This is a genomic window from Moritella marina ATCC 15381 (assembly GCF_008931805.1).
GTDB lineage: Bacteria > Pseudomonadota > Gammaproteobacteria > Enterobacterales > Moritellaceae > Moritella > Moritella marina.
This window is the reverse complement of the sequence record NZ_CP044399.1, coordinates 4,405,944-4,427,183: the sequence shown is the minus strand read 5'-3', so window position 1 is coordinate 4,427,183 and position 21,240 is coordinate 4,405,944. Positions and strand designations below refer to the sequence as shown.

The window sequence follows — 21,240 nt, the reverse complement described above, 5'->3', positions numbered from 1 at the left end:
TATTGAAATATAACCATAGCATCGCACTTTCTTGTTGTCATCTCGTGTCAGCTGTTTTTATTAAGCCTGTGATAATAACGACGTTTAATATGATAAACCTAAACTTATAGTCCGCGCTGCCACTCTTTACGCAATTTGCTATGCTCTGGTGCTTCAATCGCACGACGCACTTGCGCTAACAACTGCGCTTTATCTTTCCCTAACGTGCCCTTCAAAGACAAATAGTTAGAGGCATGATCTGATCTGAATACGGTGTTATTTAATTCTAAATTCTCTAGCAGCATCTGCATTTCCAGAAATAATCCGTGTTGATCTGGTAATTGGAAACCATTTTTAAAATTGTGTGCAAATTTAGCTTGTCCCAATGGAAAAGACACTACTAATGTGGATAAATAATCTGGTTGTGCTTCATTCATCAAGCGAGCTGAGTTTAATGCATGCTGTTTGCTAAATTCAGTACCACCAAGGCCATTTAATATCATCACCGAGGTTTTAATGCCTGCGCCTTTGAGTTTGTATAACGCATCAAGTTGTGAATCGTACGTTTCACCTTTTTCGACTAACGCCAGCACCTCATCATCACCACTTTCACAACCAACATAAACAATACCGAGTCCTAAATTACCTAACTCATAAAGCTCTGCCAATGATTTGCTTTTGATGTTACGCGGCAGGCAATAAGCACTCACTCTTTGCACATCAGGCATATGTTTACGGATCAGTAATAAGATCTCTTTTAAACGTTTAAACGGTAATGTCATCGCATCGCCGTCTGCTAGAAAAACACGCTGATGTTTTTGACCGCTGGCAACAACACTTAAAATTTCAGCTTCGATATCATCTATTTTTTTAGCGCGAAATTTTTTCTGTGGTTGCGTATACATAGACACGGTAGTTGAGGTGAAACTATAATATTTCATGTGTCGAGTGATTAGATCACTGATATAGAATGGGTCTGTAACTAACAATTTATATTACATACAATATTTAATGTAATATAAATACGGTTAGTAGTCAAAAATAATTCTGCACTACCACTCGTGCAGAATGCAAATAAACGACAATAAATTGATGCTGGCTTGAATCGAATCTACCACATGTCGTTTTTACACACGGACGATACCACTTCCTGGAGTTCGAAGTTCACTTAGCCAAGACTTAATTTTACCATTGTTAACTTCTTCAATAGGGTAACTTCTGGCTGATATTGTTTTACGTGCTCCAACACTTAACTCAGATGAGGTGACTAAGATTCCAAGTTCACTTCCTTCATGAAGTACATCTGCATATAAGCCTTTAATAGTAACCTTGTCAATTTTGGACTTCATTCTTTTACATTGAATTATGTACTTAGGAGCTCCGCGTTGATCATCATTCCAAACTCGAACATCAACTCCATCATCATTACTACCTGGACCCAGCTCAACACTATACCCAAACTTTGAAAAACACTCAGCCGTTAATTCTTCAAACTTGCGCCAATGTATACCACATAGCTTTTCAGTATTTACTGACAAGTAATCAATGAAACGCTGATCAAGAAAAATTCCGTCGGAAACAACAGGCCTATACTCTGAAAATAAATCTTCAATATTTATGACGTTACCCCACTGATGAAATCGCATAGCAGACTGTGGGCTGTAATTCATAAGCTCTGCGTATCCATAAATTAATTTCAGTATTGAATCTAGACCTAACTTCCCATACTTATTGTAAGCTTCTTCCATCATTCCCGTAGGATCTAATGACTTTTTGTTTTCTTGAATAGATCGCGTCGTCTCTAAACGCATGTTTCTATGGTATATATCTTGTATGTTAGTGGCAAACTCCATACCTTCAGATTTTTCCATTTCTCTCTGGATTTGAAAAACCTCATATATTCCACCATACGGTTTATCAGTTACTCCAACTTTATGAAGAAGTTCATAATACAGAGATTCATAATCATCAGATCGAATACGCAGCCCATTTATTTCAGAGTTTGATATTTTATCATCAAAGCCAGTGCCACTTAATAGATCACACATGTGCTCTATAGAGGCTGCAATTCCCGATTTGTAACCAATAATTTCATGAAGATGATCGGCGAATCGACCTTTTTCAAACGAAATTGACCCCATATTATCTCCTTACAATATAACAACATACAAAATCATCTTGTCGAACTATTCCTATCAGACACAAATATTCTGTAACGCTCACAACCAAGAGGAAGCAAGCGTTAATGGTATTGCTAATTAGGCAGCTTAGGTACTACTTCTGGATTAATAATTGCGAATGTATCAAACTTATCACTAATTTCAGCTAATTTAGTCCATTTAATCACGTTTTCAGGTAATAACTGATCGTTACCAGTCACAATAGCTGTAAGTAAACTATTAACTGTTTCATAGATACCTAGATCTTTAAGTTTAGTCATAGCATTTTCAGGCTTTCCAGAGCTAATACCTTCATCGAAATAAGCTGTTTCAAAATCAATGACAGAACCATATACCTTGCTATATTCAGACATTTGTTCCAGAATTTTACTATTGTTACTCCAAGCGGGGTTAACCTCTATTCTTAATTCTTTTTTCTTACCGCCCTTACCATCTTTTAACCACCGGTTCTTCAATATTTGTTTAGAATCTATATCATGAAGTACAAAATATTCTTTTTTAAAGTGATTCAATATTTTCATAAACATAGCGACTTGCACTTTACCTCTACAGCGTAAAATAAACAAATTATCTAAAGTTTTATCACCACGCTCTTTAGCATCTTGAATTATTTTACCGAAAGATGAGTATTCTGTGTCTCCTTCTACAAGAAGAACTTTACCACCAAAGAAAAATTCCATCACATCTGGATTAAGCAGATTAAGTAGCTTCAGTGACTCGGTTTCATCTTCAGTGAAGGTAACAAGATCTGGCTTAAAGATAGTCGTTGCAACAACATTATCCATACTATTATCAACTCGGATAATTTTAGTATGGTCTCGTGTTAAATCGATAAAACTTGGAGAGTGAGTAGTAACCATTACTTGCCAGTTATCGTTATTCTCTGCGAGATCATAAAGCATGTCTCTTGTATCTCGACATGCAGATGGGTGTAAGCTTAATTCTGGCTCATCTAATAGTAATAAATGAGACTTGTAATCACCTAATTTGGTGTACTTCACTTTCTTACTTGTTGACTCATACCCCATTTCAGCAATCTGCTTTAAAACAGACCAAAGTAACGTTCGCCTAGCACCGCTACCATGATGGCTAATAGGGAATAATTGATCATTTTTACCAAACTTAACCTCGACCTCAGAAGAATCAAAAATTTTCAGGTTTGACTCACTAATATCTTTTTCATTAACACTTATTTTAAGTTCATGGTCTGGTATTATTTTTGAAGCATATTTTGAGATATCAACGGCTAATTGATCCAGCCCAGTCTTAGAACTTTCAATAAATTCACTCTTTAAAGATGACATTTGTTCATATAAAGATTGATAATTAGCATCTTGATTTTTAGGTTTAAAGCTTCGCACTTTTTCTTCTAAGAATACATCAACCAAAATACTCTGAATCGCATCGGATTGCTCTTGTGGATCACTAAATGTTCCTATTAAGTGCGCTTTGGGTCTATTTTTTCGTGAGGCGCCGTCGTTTGACCAAGGCATTCTGGGTTTATCTTTCTCGTTTGCAAATCGATCTTCTTTAACTAAGAAACCGACTCGAACAGGTGCTTTATCTTTGGTAGGCCAAGTGAACTGCTCTTTAATTAAGTAAGAGCTATCAATTGTCTCATTTTCAAAAGGTGTATAAAAATGCTCGCTGGGTTTATCTTCGCCTGAGCATCTTGTGTGGATCTCGACCGTGGGTAACTTTGCTTTATCGACTTCACGATTATGGTAGTCATTTATACAAAGTTTCTCTCCGTTAACAGCGGCATGATAAGCCTGTAAAATGGTACTTTTACCGAAGTTGTTCCCCCCTACAAGAATGACAATATCGTCAAGTTCAATCTCTACAGCAATCGATCCAATTGCTCGAAAATTCTTGATAATCAGTTTTTCTAATTTTACAGCCATTTATATGCTCATTTATGAAGCCAGAAGCATATGTTAACATTATCAATAATTTTATTTATTTACTCGATCACAAATATAATTATAATAACTTCAAACTGTTATGACTATAATTATTCATACTTCATACAAGCCTAGCTGGATAGCTATCTATAAAATAGATTCTTTAATCTGCCCCATGTTTAAGTAATTTACTAATCAATAATTCCTTCTCACCTTCTGACATCTTATCAATCAAGCACGCTAATTCAGCAGCACTATCATCTTCACAAAAGAAATAATTAAGTGGTACGCCTAACTCATCAGCCATGCGCTGCAAAGCGGTGATATCAGGAGTGTGACGCCCTTTTTCGTAATGGTTCATACGTCCACTTGCAGAACTTGGTTCCATACCTATTTTAATACCCAAATCCTTTTGGGTAATTTTAGCTTTTTTACGCGCTTGTTTAAGGCGAATTGGGATTGGGTTTTCTCTGACCACAGGTGTTTCATCTTAGTAATCCTGAATAGCTTAGATTGTCTAAGTTTTACTGATTACTGTATACTTAGCAATCCTAAGTTTTAGTTTTGAGATTTTAATAATGGCGAGAGCTATAGCACTGCATCCTGATGTATATAATTTATTGATAGTAGTAAATATAAATAATTTTACAGTTTCAGAAATACGAGACGCGCTCATGTATGAGTCAAGATTTTTTAATGATAAGACTGAAACTCGTAAATGTATTTATCGTGTAATTTGTAAACTAACCAAGCTAAAACTACTAATAAAGCATACTCATTCGGAAGTAAAAAATAGCCGGTACATCAAATCAGAAAAATTTATTACTGCTAATTTTGTGATTAAATCCAGTGCTGACGTACCAGCAACACAACAACCGAAAGTAAAACTATTACCGAATGAAAAAGGCGAAAACAATACTAATTTCCTCTATGAACTATCCAAAGAAAAGAAAACATATGAAGCAGAACTGGCTATCTCATTAAGTGAGGTCGAAGAATTTAAAGATTTAATGCAACGCTTTCCGAAACAAAATGATCTGTTCAAACCCTTTTACTTAGAAACTCGGGAGCGTTCAGTTCAATTGCTTGGCAAAGTAAATGCCCTAACAAAAGTACTAAACACCGCTGAATTGGCCGCATAATCAAATGTTAAGAAATTGGCAATCAGAATGCTTAAATGCAGCATTAAATAAATTCACTTCAGGACAACCTCACTTTTTATGCTTGGCTACACCTGGGGCAGGTAAAACGGTAATGGCCGCTGAAGTTGCGTCATCACTAAAGCAACAAGACTATATAGATTTAGTCTTATGTTTCTCCCCATCCTTAGCCGTGGCAGAAAGTATTAAAAGTACCTTTTCGTGGCGATTAAGCTGTTCCTTTAATGGTGGTATTGGCTCAGTTGGGGGTTCTTATACGTATCAAAATATGTTGTATATGAATGATGAGTTTTGGGATTTACTTAAACGTTATCGCGTATTAGTTGTGTTCGATGAAATACACCATTGTTCAGGTAACAGTGTTATTGAAGCAAATGCCTGGGGAATGGAAATACTAACTAAGATCCAAGATTACGCCGCCTTCACGCTAGCGTTAACGGGTACACCATGGCGATCAGATGCTCAGCCTATTTCATTAGCGAGGTATTCTAAGCCCGACGGGGCAATCCAATGTGACTTTATTTATGGTTTATCTGAAGCTGTGAAAGACCGTGTTTGCCGATCTCCAAAGATTGTATTGGTTGATAATGATGATTTAAGTATCACGAGCTCAAATAAAGAAGATAAGTGTTTTAACTCCATTCAAGAGCTACTAATGAATGAGTCTATTCCTTATTCAGCGATCATAACCAACCGTGAAGCAATGCTGTATTTACTAGGGCTAAGTTGCCATAAACTAGCTGAAATAAGACAGCTAAACCCGAGAGCAGGTGGCCTTGTCGTTGCATCATCAGTTGAACACGCCAACGAATTATTATCGTTATTACAGAATGAGTTCAATCAATCAGCTGTGATCGTTACTTATCGGCACGATGATCCCCTTAATGAGATTACGCGATTTAGAACAAGTGATACTAAGTGGATTGTTAGTGTTGGGATGGTATCTGAAGGAACTGACATTCCACGGTTGCAAGTGTGCTGTCATTTAAGCCATATTAAAACCGAATTGTACTTCAGGCAGGTATTAGGTCGAATATTGCGTATAAGTGACGCTGAGAACCAAGAGGCATGGTTGTATACCATTGCAGAGAGTCAGTTATCATCTTTTGCAGAGCGCATCGCTGAAGACCTGCCAGACAATAATACCGTTATACGATTAGACCGTAATACTGAGCAGGATTTTGATATCGATAATATCCTTGGGGCTAATGCCGGTAAATCAAACTCAACTACAGCGGTAGACAAACTTAACGTAAACATTGAATGGGGACTCGAAATAAATCACTCCAAATTAAACGTTCAAGATTTTGTTTTAACGTTAGGAACATTTAAACAGCGTCTAATTTCAGTTTTTTAGGTTTACTCTTCGTAGCGTTTCTTGACTTCAAATATTATCGCCTTGATCCACGGCAGCGTATATTAACTATGTACCTAAAGAGCAACCTCCAATAAGAAGGCTTAATTTTCCATGCTAATACACAACTTATAGAGTGTTGAGGGACTTATTTAAAATGAGTTAAAGATGATAAGCAATGTGGCAAATTCAATACACGATGCTTACCATGTAATTAATCAAAAGCATTTCCCTTGATATCTGATTGAGGTTCGGTAGTAATCAGAATAATCTATTTACTTTTCACAGCTCTGATGGGGTTAAATTCCTTAACTTCATTAAATAAGCCCACTTTATCATTAACTCTATACTGAGCTGTAAATCCATAAGAAATACTATCCTGATTATTGCTCACGGTAAAAGAAGGTCTGAAGGTATTATCATTGAATATAAATTGCTTAATAGACCGTGGAGGTAATGCCGGTGACGGTAAGTTTACAGTATAGTATCGCCCTCCCAATAAAGTATCTAGATTTAGCATTGTTATATAACTGTCTGACTTATTTTCCACCTCGACTACATTGTTATTCACACCAGAACTGTAGTACAAAGACAATTTCAAATCATTGTTTTCAAAATAATTATCTTTAGTATACGGTGAGCCTGTAACAGAGCAAACCTCCAATGATTCACCGTTATTTGAACAGAATTTATACCTCATATTTATATGGCTATATATATGAAACAATCTCTTAATCTCATAATATGCGTTATTCAAATGATTTTCTTTTGACCTAAGGTTATCATCTCTTCGGTTATCAATAAATCGAGTCCTATACTCCTCTCTAAAATATTTGTCGATTGCTTTATTTACCGAACCATAATCCACTATATTAGCAGGAATTAAATTACCAACCTCTTTTTTGAATTTAGCCTCATAATCAACATTTCGAAGAGCTAACCCCGATTGATAAAAGTCATTTATATTATGAATGTTGAACTCCATACGGGCATCGTATTTCGCTGTAAATGTAGTAAGAGTATCAAGCGCTGTTCTATTTAAAATAGGGTCGTGTATTATTTTTTTATTTTTTCGGTTTCTCTGTACAATTTTTCTAGTGTAAGAAGAACTGTCGATATCAATATTTTCTCTACTTAATATCTTAAATTCAGCAATCGTAAGATCCCCACTTCGACGATCACAAAGAATAATATATTCATTTTCATATTCATCAGCAAGATCTAAGCACGTAGCTCTCAAAGCTTTGTTAAATACGACTGCGTCATATTTTAAACTTGAAGTGTCGATCTCAGCAGTTGTAAGTTTCATGCTATTAGTAATTAATAGTTGCTTTTCAGGGTTGTTGAATGAGCAGCCAAACAATACAAATGTAGATATTAATGTTAACGCTAACGTTTTCAAAACAGAGCATCCTTATATTAAAAACACAAGTTTAACATAAATTTCAATACGTTAAACCATGACAGAAGAGTTATTAACCAGTTGTAGGTATTAATAAAACCCGAAGTACCACTTAAGGACTACATTCTTATAAGCGTGTTGAAAATTAGTGTTAATCGACATTATTTACTGACTTAAACCAGCTAGAATTTAGTGTACTCAAATTCCTGTTAGCATTCCTATCAAACTAAGAATCGTAAATTAACCCTTTATGATTTAAGATTGATTTTTTGTCTTAATAAGTTATCGATATGTACCCTATAGATTACATTGAACCAGTATTTCGACCACCAAGCGAATGGAAGAGCTTAATTTTACAAGTGACGAATGGTTGCTCATGGAATAAGTGCTCGTTCTGTTCGATGTATGAAGGTGAAAACAAAAAGTTTAAACCTAAACAAATTGATCAGATAGAAAAAGAAATTTTAAGCGTAGTCCAATCAGGCTTACCCACAGGCCGTGTTTTTCTAGCCGATGGCGATGCTATGATGCTGCCATTTAATCGACTAAAACAGATCCTTGAGCTTATTAAGCTTCACCTACCTCAAGTGACTCGTGTTTCTAGCTATTGCTTACCTCGCAACTTAACGAATAAAACAGTCGAACAGCTAACCGAACTGAGAGCATTGGGTCTTAAGCTCGTCTATGTAGGCTGTGAGAGCGGTGATGATGAGGTTTTAAAACTGATCGATAAAGGCGAAACCTACCAAAGTTCAGTTGTTGCCCTTAACAAAATCAAGCAAGCTGGTATGAAAAGCTCGGTCATGATTTTGAACGGTTTAGGTGGCCCTGAATTTTCTGAGCAGCATGCCATTAACTCAGCTCGATTGATGAATGAAACTCAGCCAGATTATTTGTCTACTTTAGTTGTTAGCTTCCCATTTGGTGAAGAACGATTCGCTGCAAATTTCTTAAAAGAAAATCGACAACCTTACCGCCAGTTACGCCAACAAGAATTGTTTAAAGAAATGGAAATACTTTTGACTACGCTGGAGTTGGAACAAACAATATTCCGTTCTGATCACGCTTCGAATTACTTGGTATTAAAAGGTACTTTGGGACAGGATAAAGCGCAGTTACTTGCAAAGGTTCAGCTGGCACAGCAACAACCAGGAGCGATACCTTTGCGCCAAGAATGGCAGCGAGGGTTGTAAGTTATTGTCTAACAATACAATATTACTTTAAGCTACAGAATTAACGTCGATTGACAATTTTAGTTTTCAACTAAATATTTAAATGGTGTTGCATGCAACACCACTTTCTGGCTATGCCAACGTATAAGCCACAGCACTACAATTTTAAGAATTGCCAAAAAAACTTACACCACCCACCACAAAGATCAATTTACAAACAAAATGTACAACAAAAGCCCCTTTACACTCTTGATTTTTTAACTATCTAGCCCAACCTAATCCTTATTGGATATTTTAATTAAGGAAATCAATATGTCAGAGCCTGAAGATGCAAGTGATTCTCAAGTTCCAATTAGAATTCTGAGTTTAAATGGTGGTGGAGCAAGAGGTTTGTTCACTATCAGCTTACTTGCGGAAATTGAACGTATTATAGAAGACAAGAATGGCATCAATAACGTTAAAATCGGAGATTACTTCGATCTCATCACAGGCACTTCTATTGGTGGTATTCTAGCTTTAGGGTTGGCTGCAGGTAAGAGTGCTCGAAAATTAGAGGAAGTATTTCGTAAACAAGCGGCTTTGATTTTCCCGGAACAAAAATATCCCAAACTACTCCCAAAGACTCGTAGAAGTTATCGTTTATTGACTCGCCCACTTTACGATAGCAAACCATTAGCTGATACGATAACAAGCATGATTGATGAAAGCATGACTTTTAATGATTTGAATCGTCGAGTTATGATTCCCGCTGTCAACTTATCTACGGGTAAACCTCAATTTTTTAAGACACCGCATAACCCTGATTTTACTAGAGATGCTCGTTTAAAGTTACTCGATGCTGCTTTAGCAACCTCGGCCGCACCAACATATTTCTTGCCTCATTATTGTAAAGATCTAGATGCTTATTTTGCAGATGGCGGCTTAGTTGCCAATAACCCAAGTTTCATAGGATTGCATGAAGTATTTCGAGATATGAAAATTGATTTTCCTGATGCAAAAGTTAGTGATGTTCGAATTTTAAATGTTGGAACATTAGGCGAAGAGTACGCTATAAGCCCTTCTAACTTAGCAACAAAAAAATGGAATGGATATTTAGGGTTGTGGGGCATTGGTGAAAGGTTAGTTCAAACTACGATGACAGCTAATCAGCAACTACACAAAGCTATGCTATTGAGAGAACTTGCAACGCATAATGCCACTGAAAACTATGTATATTTGGATGATTCTATTCCGAACGAAGCTGCAGGTGATATCACCCTAGATAATGCCTCAGAAAGTACACTTAGAAACTTAGCAAGTCGAGGTAAGCAACTAGCTACTGAAGAATTCACTAAAAACAAATTATTGCAAGAGTTCTTCAAAATTCCAGCCAGCCCGTTTAAATAAACTTGAGGATAACGACTAATGACTTGGAACTTCCACCACTACTACACAAATCGAAAAGATGGCCTGATTGGAAAATTAGTTCTTACAGATATTGAAAAAAATAAACTTAAAGCATTACGGCAGATTGTTCGCTCTAGAATAAAAGACATTTTTGAAGAAGCTAAGAGTATAGCTAAAAATGTTAATCGTAGTATACAAACTCTCGATAGCATCGAGGGAAAACTAGCATTAACAAAAATTAAATACCTTTCTGATGATGAAAAAAGAAAAATAGCTTTGTTGATTTACAATATGGATGATGAAGCTCGAAATGAATTTATGAATCTTACGCCTCGTTTCTGGACGCAAGGTAGTTTTCAATATGACACTTTAAATCGCCCATTTCATCCTGGACAAGAAATGGATATTGATGATGGCACTTACATGCCAATGCCTATTTTTGAATCTGAGCCAAAAATAGGGCATACCTTGCTAATTCTTCTAGTCGATGCATCGTTAAAATCACTTGAAGCAGAAAACAGTGGCTGGACATTTGAAGCAAAGAGAACATGCGGCCGAATAAAAATTAGGGGTGAAAATACTCATATTGACGTTCCCATGTATGCAATCCCAAAGGATCAATTTCTGAAAAAACAGATAGCTTTGGAAGCTATAAATAATAATCTTATTCTTGGTTCATGTGAAAGCGAATCATTTGCTGTAGATAGTGAATCTTACGAAATTGAGTCTGAGTGTGTCAATTTAGCTCTACGAGATGGTGAGACTAAATGGATGAATAGCGATCCGAAAATTGTTGAAGACTGGTTTAATGATAGTTGTTCTCGTATTGGTAAACACCTTCGTAAAGTTTCCCGTTTTATGAAGGCTTGGCGAGATGCGCAGTGGGAAGTCGGAGGTCCATCTTCAATTAGCTTGATGGCCGCTACAGTGAATATACTCAATAGAGTTTCTCATGAAGATAATGATCTTGGAGAAATAATGAAGCTAATGGCAAAACACCTACCTGAAGAGTTTGCTAAAGGGATCGAGAGCCCTGACGATACCGATGAAAAACTTCTGTTTCCACCGTCATCCGAACACGGAGCCAGAGAGATAGATATCATGGGTAGATTAGAATGTTTATCTGGTATTTTATTACGAGCTGAAACGGCTTTATCTAAAGCAGAAGCATTAAGAATAATTAATGAAGCATTCGGGCACCGTGTTACAGATAGCGATCTTATAGTGTTAACAAAAGCGGCACCAGCTTTTACTCATGAACCTAATTCAGCAAAGAGTGCAACAACAATAAATAGTACAATGGTGAGTGGTTGAGCGTGAATCAAGAATTACACAGAATATTGCTTAGAAGCGGGTTTCGCTATACTCCAGCAAAACAGATGCCGGATAAGATACTACTGGATACTCAAGATCGTCGTAAGGGTTATTACGTAAAAGAATATTCCACTCACGGAGGAGTATTCTCGATAGCTTTAATTCTTCAAAATGATCCTTATGTACAACTACCTTTTGCGTATATTTTACAAATACCGGACCAGTATAAAGGTCGGTTACTTCCTCATATTAATTTTGGATGTTTTCTCTGTTATGTAACACAAATGGAGGCCGACTGGAATTCGAATAATCTAGATGACACTTATTGTGACGTAGATAAACAAATACAGCTTACTCTAAATAATGCAGTGGCATCTGCAGAACGCGGAGATCCAAATGATCGAGAGCTAGAGGGAGAGTTTAGCGCTTATTGGCAATCAGAAGATAATTTATACCTTTTAACTCGTCCGACAAAAAAGGCTTCACTAACTACTATGTTGGCTGAATCAGAATTAAGTAATGGCAATACGTACAGGGAGTACATATCCGTTACATCAACACAAAAAAAAGAACGAGAAGAACTTGCCAAATGGTTGATTCAAAGAGGTTTTAATGAAAGGTCATTAAAAGAACAATCGATTTCAACCCACTATATATCTGTAAGACCAACTCGTTTAGCTGGTCTTAATTGGCCTCCAAAAAATATTCGCGAGGTTCTAATTTGGCTTAAACAAGTAGACCATTCTGCACGAGACCATGTTGCAAATTCATTAATAAGTAAACAATTAAAACGACACCTTTTATTATTTGACGTTGAAGGACAAGATGAGCTAGCGATCTATTTAGAGCTAAACGCTGCAGCTGTGAGTTATCGGCGTCATAGTAAAAACGCATCAAAAAAATCATCTATGCAGCATTTGATAGCAAAATTAAGTGGAAAGCAGGCCTGCAATCAGTTTAAACGATTAAGCGTTATTCGAGCCGATAGAGACACCTTACTAAGTCGTAACTTACCACGCCCTAATATTGGAAATTTAAGTAAAAAGAGAATTGCTCTTATTGGATGTGGCACGATTGGCAGTTATATAGCAGGGTTACTTCTTCGCAGTGGTGCTGGTTGTGGAGACAAATATTGGCACCTTTATGATAACGATACTTTCAGTCCTCACAATTTTGCTCGGAATGCATTGACCGCTCATGATTTTGGTAAATATAAAGCTACAGCGTTGGCCGAGAATTTAATGCAGTCTGTTCATATAGCAAATAACATCAAGGGCATCGACACTCAATTCCCTATTAAATCAAACATATTAGAAAAGTATGACGTAATTATAGATGCAACAGGCCGCCCACCAGTGTCTAAGCGCCTTGCCGCGGTAGTGAGAACTGTACAACCCGAGAAAAGGCCAGTTATTATCCATGCTTTTAATGATGGTAATGGACGAGCATCAAAGGTATTAGTGGATAACGGTGATTGTTGTTATGGATGTATGACTTCAGATCCAGCTAATTATCGAAATGGTATAGACCTTCGTTTTACAAATATTGATCAAGAAAAAGAGAGAAAGATTAGCTGTGGTAGTACTTATACACCTTATGATGCTGCAGTAAGTCATATTACAGCTGCTTTAGCACAAGAAGCTGCATTGAATACTCTTGAACAGGTGCTACCTTGGAATTATAGTGAACATATGTTAGATGGATCTCGTTCGAAAAAACCTCGAATTCTTAAACACAATTCAAACTGTAGTATTTGTAATGAATGATAGAGAGCTAATCTTTAATGATAGTAAGGGTCACCTAGTAGTGATAATGGGACACGTAGTAGAGCGATTAATAGTATATCGTCAGCTCCACCGACAGACTCCTGAATCCGCAGGTGTTCTTATTGGAGAACGCCGAGGACCACATTTAGTCATTTGCGATCTTTCTGAACCAGGTTTAGGAGATATTCGTCAAAGGTATCGAGTTAATCGAAAAGGAAGTCATCACCAATCTAAAGTCGAAAATGTATTCATTGAGTCTGAAGGGACTCAGCAATACTTAGGTGAATGGCATACCCACCCTGAAGATATACCGTCTCCATCACCTACAGATTCTAATTCTTGGGTAGATATTATTGCAGATGAACCAATGCTTATGCTTATTGTAGGTCGTGAAGATTTTTGGCTTGGTAAAAAAGAAAGAACAAAAATCAATATTTTGGAAAAAGTTGAGGCCTAACATGCTTATATTTATATGAGTCTGTACACTTTATTGACCCAACTTTTCCAGTCCCATTACAATTATCTGTTCCTGAGTTAGTTTCTTGCCATCTTTTCGCAACTGAGTCCGTAGTTTGTTTATTTTCTCTTGTGTTGCAGCGCTTATCGTCACACTCGTAGGCTTTTCTTTTGTATGCTGACGCTTAGCTCGACTTCGGTGACTACGTAAGCTAGCACACAATGAAGCTATGTATTCGGGAGCTAAATTATTAACCAGCATTTCAGCGTATGCCGTCAACAAAGAGACTGCTTCATCTTCAGAGGAATCTACAATAGCTTTCAACGGTTCCGTTTTAGCAATAAGTTCATAGTCAGTATCAAAAATGCAGGCCGTAGGCAAATCACGCTTCACTTTGTTATACACATAAAAAATTTCACTTTGCTTAATTTCAAACATATTACCACCTGTTGCATGTTTCACCTTACTAGTAAGCTTAAATTATCAAGATGAAACATGCAGCACCCTTAACAAATCAAGGTGCACATTAGTTTTCAGGACAAGGCATACTGGAAAACCCTAACTGCGAAGGAGATCCAGCTTAACCAACTATTTACACTTTAATAAGAAGTGCCATCATTTCTCCTCAATAGCATACGCATCTAATATTTTTTCAATTGCTCCAACAAAGCCCACCTTAAACATCTCTTGTCCATCTTGAGCAACCCTGCCACGAGAATCTTTACTTAATCCAAACGCATCAAAGCACTCTTCAGATATCGCATGACTCAGTGATTTCAATTCACTTGCAGTAAATTCAATATTTGCCTTTTTTTCTTCTCTCGCAGCAATCGTTTTACCTGTCGTAAGTGGTGGTTTACGCATATCAATTTGCAATACTTTAACTTCTTTGTATTTTAGATTTTCGGCATGCAATTTACGATTTTCATTAATCAAATCCAAGGCTAACCAGCGAGTTTGATGATCTTGAATATCTTCTGCCCACTGATCTTTCTTTCTTATAGCTCGTGGTCTTGCCTTTTTCTTATATTCGTTTTGCCAGGCTTCGAGTAACGTTTTGTATTTATCACCCGATCGGGTTTTGTTACGTATCGCATTCTCTTTTGGCCCACCAACCTCCCCAGACAAACGACCGATTGTTGCGATCGTAAAGTCTAACGACCCTCGCTCATACTGTTCTTTACATATGTTATGCAATGTCGTTAATGACTTACCTGTTTTAGCCGTTGATTCAAGCACCAACTTTTCAAGCTTTTCATCCAATTTCATTTGATTTCCTTAACGTCAATAACGTTGTCATCGTTAGTCGCAGTGCTAGTTGCTAATTGCAGTCCACTACACTTGGCGTTATCGATTAGCAGCTGAACCTCCTTCGTTATACTTTTCATTGAACTACTATTCACGACTGATGCGCTATTTTCATTTAGTCTTGTACGGCCTTCGGCAACACTGTTTAATTTATCCCATGACCCAAGACGCTTTAACAACAACTGAGTAACTTGATTACCAATTTTAAGCTGTTCTTGCACAGGTATTTTGAACAATGCGCTACTTACATTATTTGCCTGTAGCATTGCATCAATTAACTGCGTTCTACGTGGGGTAACATTTGCAGCATCAACTATCGAATAAATTTCTGAGTCCTGGCAAACTGTATCAAAGAGTTCAAATTCACTTGAATCGTTATATTCAATACCTATTTCCCCGATACTATTATTTATAACTAATGCGAGTTTATTTTTTGAATTAGACTTATTAACGAGAGATTTGGACATTTCAACAAGCCTTGCAATAGCAACAATATCATCTTTATGAGCATTCAATCTTGTTGCGTATGCTTCTTTGTTTTGTATTGATTTCGCAAGTTCTAACCTCTTTGTGAATGGTATATCTTCCAGTTCACAATCATATGCTTCATCTTCAAGTATTTTAACGTCTATTGTGTATTCTTTCTGTTTTTCATTCAGACTTCCGCACTCAGTTTGAATCCGGTGCATAACGGCTGCAAGGCCCGGTATATATCCAACGCCGGTCATAAAAAAACGACACCGAGGGCAATTACGCTCACCAAGATAACCTTGCGGGACAGGAGCATAGAGCAGCCTTGTTTTTGTAGACTCAATAATTTTACCTCCTTCATTACAGCCAGTACCAGCCATTGGGCATATACCGATGTCTGAAATAAAGTAACTTGAAGTAGGCCAGTTTGTTGTAAATTGCTCAACCCCACCCTTTGTATTACAAATAAGGTTTTCATCTGCTCTCTCTAATTGCTTCTCAAGTAGTTCGAGAGCCAAATTATCACCGCTGGCTTTAAGCATGTTTTTTTCGGCTTGTTCGAGGTAATGCCGAAACTGCCCACCTCCTATTTTTGTATAGTAAATTGTCATCATTAACGAGTGATGACCTACAATTTTACTCACCACTTCAATTGGGATTTTACCATCGGTAATATAAGCAGAAATAAGACTGACACGAAGGGAGTGAGGTGTATAAACAGTTTCATAACTATTCAAAGTATTTTTATCGTTTAATTTCTTCGTTAATTTAAGGTCTTTTGTTTCAATTTGAGCTAAAACAAATGCAAAAGCATTTTTAAATACAGCCTCATTCATTGGCGTCACATCGCCCATCTCTCGAAATAAAAAACATTGAGACCCCATACTTTTTAATTTTTTAGTATTGGTTTTTCGACGTAGTTTAATTTCCGTCCACAGCGTAGGTTTATCCAGTGGATTATAAGTAGATTGAAATTCACGAAATTGAATGATCCATTTACACAAATCAAAAGGGATATAAGGGACAGCGTAACCACCTTGTGATGATGATGTTTTATTTGTTGTAACATACATACCGGCATGGTCGCCTGGATAGCGCTTTATAAAAGATTCTTTTACTCCAGAGTTCAATTTAGATGGGTTGTTAATCCATTCCATCTCACCGTTATTGATAACGGGCAGATAACTATCTGCTTCACCGGAGTCGAGCTTTGTGACCTGCACACCGCGAATTGGAACCTGTAATAATGTGTACAGCATAATCCATCGTGTCGGCATCCATATTTCATATACAAACTCAACGCTTCTACCGCTGTTTATATCTTTTTTTCTACTTGTTTTATTATCTTTTTTTCGATGACGCCAAACACAGTTAAGATCCAACGCATTAATCTGCGATTCCTCTACCTCAATCCAGTCTTGATCTACAAGGCTATGTAGGTGCTTTAGATCAGTAAAATTATTACAACTGTCAGGAAATATCCATTCACGTGCTTTTACTATATATGAAAAAGCCAATCTTGGTTTATTTGACTCGCTAAATTTTGGTGATTTAATATGAAGCAGATCACTTTCAAAATAGTTAAATTTATTTGATAAAAGAGGTGCTTCATCTTCTTCTGTATCATTATCAAATCCGGATAAATCGGCGATGATAAAATCAATAAATTCCACTACAATTGTATGAAATATCTTCTTCGAAGATTCTCCAAACGATGAAAAAAAGCTTTCATACTCATTTAAATCTATCTTCTTTTCTTTCTGAGATAGGCAAACTAGCGGGTTAAGTGAATAGCCAAATTCATCAATGAAATATTGAATGAAATTTTTAAAAACACGCTCTTTTTGAGATATGTTATTTTGGTTAGCCATAAAACTAGAAAAATATAGAAACCATTTAGGATGAGATTTTTTTATCATTTCTAGAGTATATTTTACTTTCCGCTGAGGACATAAAGCATCCCATAAGCTAACATTTTCTTTATCAATGTTCATTTCATTGGCATACCCTGCGATGAATTCTGCTTGCTCCGAGTCTGTAAAAAATTGAGTTAAAGTGCTAGGAAAAAACTCATTGCGATGATAATTTTTAGCATATGAAGAAGAAGCGGTTATCAATACTTCACCAGCATCATTATTTATGGTTTCTATCCCATCACGCACATATTCGAGTGTTACATCTGCAATCGGTCGCCTCAATAAAGCATCCCATAAACCCACCTTATTTTTATTAACGTTCATTTCATTAGCATATTCAGCGATAAATTCAGCTTGTTCCAATTTTTTTAAACCCAGGGGTATAGTAGAAGGTAAAAATTTAGCACGCTGATAGTTTTCAATATAAGAGTCATGACCTATTATTAATAGTTCATCGGCCTCATTGTTTATGATTTCGATCTCATCACGTATATATTTAAGTGTTACATCCACAACCGGACGCCTCAACAAGGCATCCCATAAATTTACACTCCCTTTATCAACGTTCAATGCATTGGCATATTCGGCAATGAAATTAGTTTTTTCAAAATCTGAAAAAAAATGATTTATACTACCAGGTAAGAATTTTACGCGTTGATAGTTTTCAGTATACGTAGACACACCTGTTATCAAATCTTCACCGGCGCCACTATTTATGATTTCGATTCCATCACGTACATACTTGAGTGTTACATCCATGACAGGACGTCTTAACAAAGCATCCCACACATTCACACTCTCTTTAAAAACGTTCATTTCATTGGCATATTCAGCAATGAATTCAGCCTGTTCTTTGCCTGTAAAAAACTGAACTATAGTACTAGGAAAGAACTTATTGCGATGATAGTTTTCTGCATACGAGGCAGAGTTGCTTATCAACGCTTCACAGGCTTCACTATTTATGATTTCTATCCCATTTCGTACATATTCTAGTGTTACATCCGCAACTTGACGCCTCAATAGAGCATCCCATAAACCCACACTTCTTTTATTAACGTTCATTTCATTAGCATATTCAGCAATGAATTCAGCTTGTTTTGAGCCTGTAAAAAACTTAGGAATACTACGAGGTAAGAATCTACCGTATTGACAGTTTTTACTATACGAAACAGAACTGGTTATCAATACTTCACTTACATTACTGTTTATAATTTCTATTTCATCTCGTACATATTCGAGTGTTATATTAATAGTGGGACGCCTCAATAAAGCATCCCATAAATTTACACTCCCTTGCTCAACCTTCATTTCATTAGCGTATTCAGCAATGAATTCAGATCGTTCCGAATGTGTAAATACCTCAGTTATATTACGAGGTAAGAACTTCGCACGCTGATAGTGTTTAACATACGTGGACGAGCCTGTTATCAATACTTCACTAGCATTGCTGTTTATCAATTCTATTTCATCACGTACATACTCGAGCGTTATATCCACAACCTTACGCCTCAATAATGCATCCCATAAATTTACCCCCCCTTGCTCAACCTTAATTTCACTGGCATATTCAGCAATAAATTTAGATCGTTCCGAATGTGTACAAACATGATTTATTCGAGAGGGTAAGAGATTATCGCGCCGATAGTTTTTACTATATGAGGTATACCCTGTTATCAATATTTCATCGACATCACGATTTATAATTTCTATCGCATTTCTAATTTCTAATAGTGTTTTATACATGCAGTTTCTATTTTTACGCTTCAATTTAAACACTCACTTTATGATTTTAAATATTATTAATATTTTTATATACGCCCTACATTTAATCATATGATTAAGATTCTTCGACCTTATCGAGCATTTCTGTAATTTGCTCATCAGTAAATCGTTTATAGCTTTCCTGCGAGTCAAGAGATACGTGGGCTAACATTCTTTGAATCATAATACGATGCTCCGCTTCTGAAATACCATCGCCTAGAGGCATTGTAGTAACTCTCTGCCCATATGAATGGCGCAGTCCATGCGGTGAAGTGCCTAATTCTTTACTCATCGTCATGCCAATCTTATGAAGTGCAACTTGATATCGTTCTCTGAATGCAGACATTGAGTAAGGAGCTCCTTGCGCATTCGTAAATGCGAATGGATGCATATTATCTTCAGGTGGATTAACACGTTGTATCTTCATATAACTACGCCAATAATTTGCAAACTCGATGCCTTTGCTAGGTGGAAACCAATGCACAAATCGAGCGCCATTTTTATCGACAGCAGGACTCTTCCAACCCGCATACATACAGCTAGTTTTTCTATAATGTGTTCGAGGCTTGAAGCCGAAATAAAGACCTAGAGTGGTTTGTCTATCTGTAACTCCTGATGTGTTATAAAATTTAGGTGAAGTACCTGTCGATGGCTGATAAACATTAACCTTTGATTGACCCGTAATAGCATTTATCTGAATATCATCACCCCAGATATGAAAGCATTCACTTATACGTAATCCACCGTAAAACATAAGATAAGATATCAATACATTCCGAAGTTCTAATCGTTGTTCATCTGGTGCAGTCGGAGATATGCTTGGCCTTGAATAGCCAATGTTTATTAATGGATCAAATTTAGATTCGGGAAATGCGTATATTTGCTCAAGATCATGACGCTGACCAGAATAACTAGCCCTGCCTCTATGAACCCTAGATTGTTTCATCGATTCTTCATCACGACTTTTTGATGAGAGATGAGATAGAAAAGAATTATTTAGTCGATGCGAACTAGCAGCCCAATTCAGCTTTTCTTCAAATTTTGTCGCTTTACGGAAAGGATTTAACTGTAGATTATTATTATCAAGTATATCTGCAAGATGATCAGAATATTCTGTGATGTAGTAAACAATACGATCGGCGTTAATAACGCGACGAGGTTGCCAGCGCAGGTTAGACGGATCATGACCCTCTTCATCAATAGTGCCAGTATAAAGACAGTCAGCAAAGCTTTTGAACATCTCACGGGCATGTTCAAAACAACCATCATTCGCATCTATATAATCAAGTAGTAATCTTATTGCATGAGCCGATGCATTTATCCAGGTCTGACTTTTATTGCTGTGTTTCTTCAAATAGCGTAGGTAGCTATCGAGGATGCCCTCACCAGTGATAACAACAGGCAACTCAATTTGACTACCGGTATTATCAACTGTGATGACAGACTTACATATTATAGAGGCTAACATTGCCCATTCCTTATATTACACTTTTACACTAAACACATGCATGTAATATAAAGTTAGCACAAGATCTTCTATTCAAATATCCCTAAACTACATTGAAATATTATATTTGTGATACCCCAACTAATCGCAAAAAGTGCAGTTATTCCAAGAGCAACCATTTGCGACTTGTAAGATCAATGAACGCCATTCACTCGGCGGACGAAATACAGGTTCAACATAAGAGATAGGCATAAAACAGTTCC

The 21,240-nt window shown here is 36.7% G+C and carries 16 protein-coding genes and 1 pseudogene; 7 read left to right on the top strand and 10 right to left on the bottom strand.

From position 1 onward, the window contains the following. Nucleotides 1-104 precede the first annotated feature (104 nt). The 4 genes from FR932_RS19970 to FR932_RS19955 form a co-directional block, all read right to left on the bottom strand. Nucleotides 105-884 (bottom strand): radical SAM protein, encoded by a 780-nt coding sequence (locus tag FR932_RS19970; RefSeq protein ID WP_019442189.1) that lies wholly within the window; start codon nt 882-884, stop codon nt 105-107. Nucleotides 885-1,106: 222 nt separating this feature from the next. Next, complete coding sequence (locus FR932_RS19965; RefSeq protein WP_019442188.1) at nt 1,107-2,120, bottom strand: restriction endonuclease; 1,014 nt, start codon at nt 2,118-2,120, stop codon at nt 1,107-1,109. A 113-nt stretch (nt 2,121-2,233) separates the two neighbouring features. Further along, nucleotides 2,234-4,063 (bottom strand): ATP-dependent nuclease, encoded by a 1,830-nt coding sequence (locus tag FR932_RS19960; RefSeq protein ID WP_019442187.1) that lies wholly within the window; start codon nt 4,061-4,063, stop codon nt 2,234-2,236. 163 nt (nt 4,064-4,226) lie between these two features. Next, nucleotides 4,227-4,541 carry a helix-turn-helix domain-containing protein gene (locus FR932_RS19955; RefSeq protein ID WP_019442186.1) on the bottom strand — a complete coding sequence of 105 codons (315 nt, stop codon included), beginning with the start codon at nt 4,539-4,541 and terminating at the stop codon, nt 4,227-4,229. Between the two features lie 358 nt (nt 4,542-4,899). Between FR932_RS19955 and FR932_RS21765 the strand changes: the two genes are divergently transcribed. Together FR932_RS21765 and FR932_RS19945 are read left to right on the top strand one after the other, a co-directional pair. Then, nucleotides 4,900-5,205 (top strand): hypothetical protein, encoded by a 306-nt coding sequence (locus FR932_RS21765; RefSeq protein WP_240532428.1) that lies wholly within the window; start codon nt 4,900-4,902, stop codon nt 5,203-5,205. 4 nt (nt 5,206-5,209) lie between these two features. Beyond that, complete coding sequence (locus FR932_RS19945; RefSeq protein WP_019442184.1) at nt 5,210-6,580, top strand: DEAD/DEAH box helicase; 1,371 nt, start codon at nt 5,210-5,212, stop codon at nt 6,578-6,580. 268 nt (nt 6,581-6,848) lie between these two features. Here FR932_RS19945 and FR932_RS19940 read toward each other — a convergent pair whose 3' ends face one another. Continuing rightward, nucleotides 6,849-7,979 carry a hypothetical protein gene (locus FR932_RS19940; protein WP_019442183.1) on the bottom strand — a complete coding sequence of 377 codons (1,131 nt, stop codon included), beginning with the start codon at nt 7,977-7,979 and terminating at the stop codon, nt 6,849-6,851. 290 nt (nt 7,980-8,269) lie between these two features. On the opposite strand from FR932_RS19940, the gene FR932_RS19935 reads away from it, so the two are divergent. The 5 genes from FR932_RS19935 to cap3 all read left to right on the top strand — a co-directional run bounded on the left by FR932_RS19935 (nt 8,270) and on the right by cap3 (nt 14,074). Then, a complete protein-coding gene (locus tag FR932_RS19935; RefSeq protein ID WP_026032207.1) occupies nt 8,270-9,172 on the top strand; it encodes a radical SAM protein in 903 nt (300 codons plus the stop codon). A 291-nt stretch (nt 9,173-9,463) separates the two neighbouring features. Next, entirely contained in the window at nt 9,464-10,537 is a 1,074-nt protein-coding gene (locus FR932_RS19930; RefSeq protein WP_019442181.1) for a CBASS cGAMP-activated phospholipase, read from the top strand. Between the two features lie 18 nt (nt 10,538-10,555). After that, nucleotides 10,556-11,851: a CBASS cGAMP synthase gene (locus FR932_RS19925; RefSeq protein ID WP_019442180.1), complete on the top strand. Its 1,296-nt coding sequence runs from the start codon at nt 10,556-10,558 to the stop codon at nt 11,849-11,851. 2 nt (nt 11,852-11,853) lie between these two features. Then, nucleotides 11,854-13,617: an E2/UBC family protein gene (locus FR932_RS19920; protein ID WP_026032206.1), complete on the top strand. Its 1,764-nt coding sequence runs from the start codon at nt 11,854-11,856 to the stop codon at nt 13,615-13,617. Then, nucleotides 13,610-14,074: a CBASS system CD-NTase/cGAS isopeptidase Cap3 gene (gene cap3, locus FR932_RS19915; protein WP_019442178.1), complete on the top strand. Its 465-nt coding sequence runs from the start codon at nt 13,610-13,612 to the stop codon at nt 14,072-14,074. The genes FR932_RS19920 and cap3 overlap by 8 nt, the downstream gene beginning before the upstream one ends. Before the next feature lie 30 nt (nt 14,075-14,104). Here cap3 and FR932_RS19910 read toward each other — a convergent pair whose 3' ends face one another. The 5 genes and pseudogenes from FR932_RS19910 to FR932_RS19890 all read right to left on the bottom strand — a co-directional run. Then, nucleotides 14,105-14,512 carry a hypothetical protein gene (locus FR932_RS19910; protein WP_019442177.1) on the bottom strand — a complete coding sequence of 136 codons (408 nt, stop codon included), beginning with the start codon at nt 14,510-14,512 and terminating at the stop codon, nt 14,105-14,107. Nucleotides 14,513-14,689: 177 nt separating this feature from the next. Beyond that, nucleotides 14,690-15,343 (bottom strand): gamma-mobile-trio protein GmtX, encoded by a 654-nt coding sequence (gmtX, locus tag FR932_RS19905; protein WP_019442176.1) that lies wholly within the window; start codon nt 15,341-15,343, stop codon nt 14,690-14,692. Continuing rightward, the gene (gene gmtZ / locus FR932_RS19900) at nt 15,340-19,512 is read right to left on the bottom strand and encodes a gamma-mobile-trio integrase GmtZ (RefSeq protein WP_019442175.1); all 4,173 of its coding nucleotides are present in this window, start codon (nt 19,510-19,512) and stop codon (nt 15,340-15,342) included. The genes gmtX and gmtZ overlap by 4 nt, the downstream gene beginning before the upstream one ends. 94 nt (nt 19,513-19,606) lie before the next feature. Continuing rightward, nucleotides 19,607-20,998: a gamma-mobile-trio recombinase GmtY gene (gmtY, locus tag FR932_RS19895; protein WP_019442174.1), complete on the bottom strand. Its 1,392-nt coding sequence runs from the start codon at nt 20,996-20,998 to the stop codon at nt 19,607-19,609. 123 nt (nt 20,999-21,121) lie between these two features. Further along, nucleotides 21,122-21,229, bottom strand: a pseudogene (locus FR932_RS19890) (radical SAM protein); the annotation flags it as partial. Between the last annotated feature and the right edge of the window lie 11 nt (nt 21,230-21,240).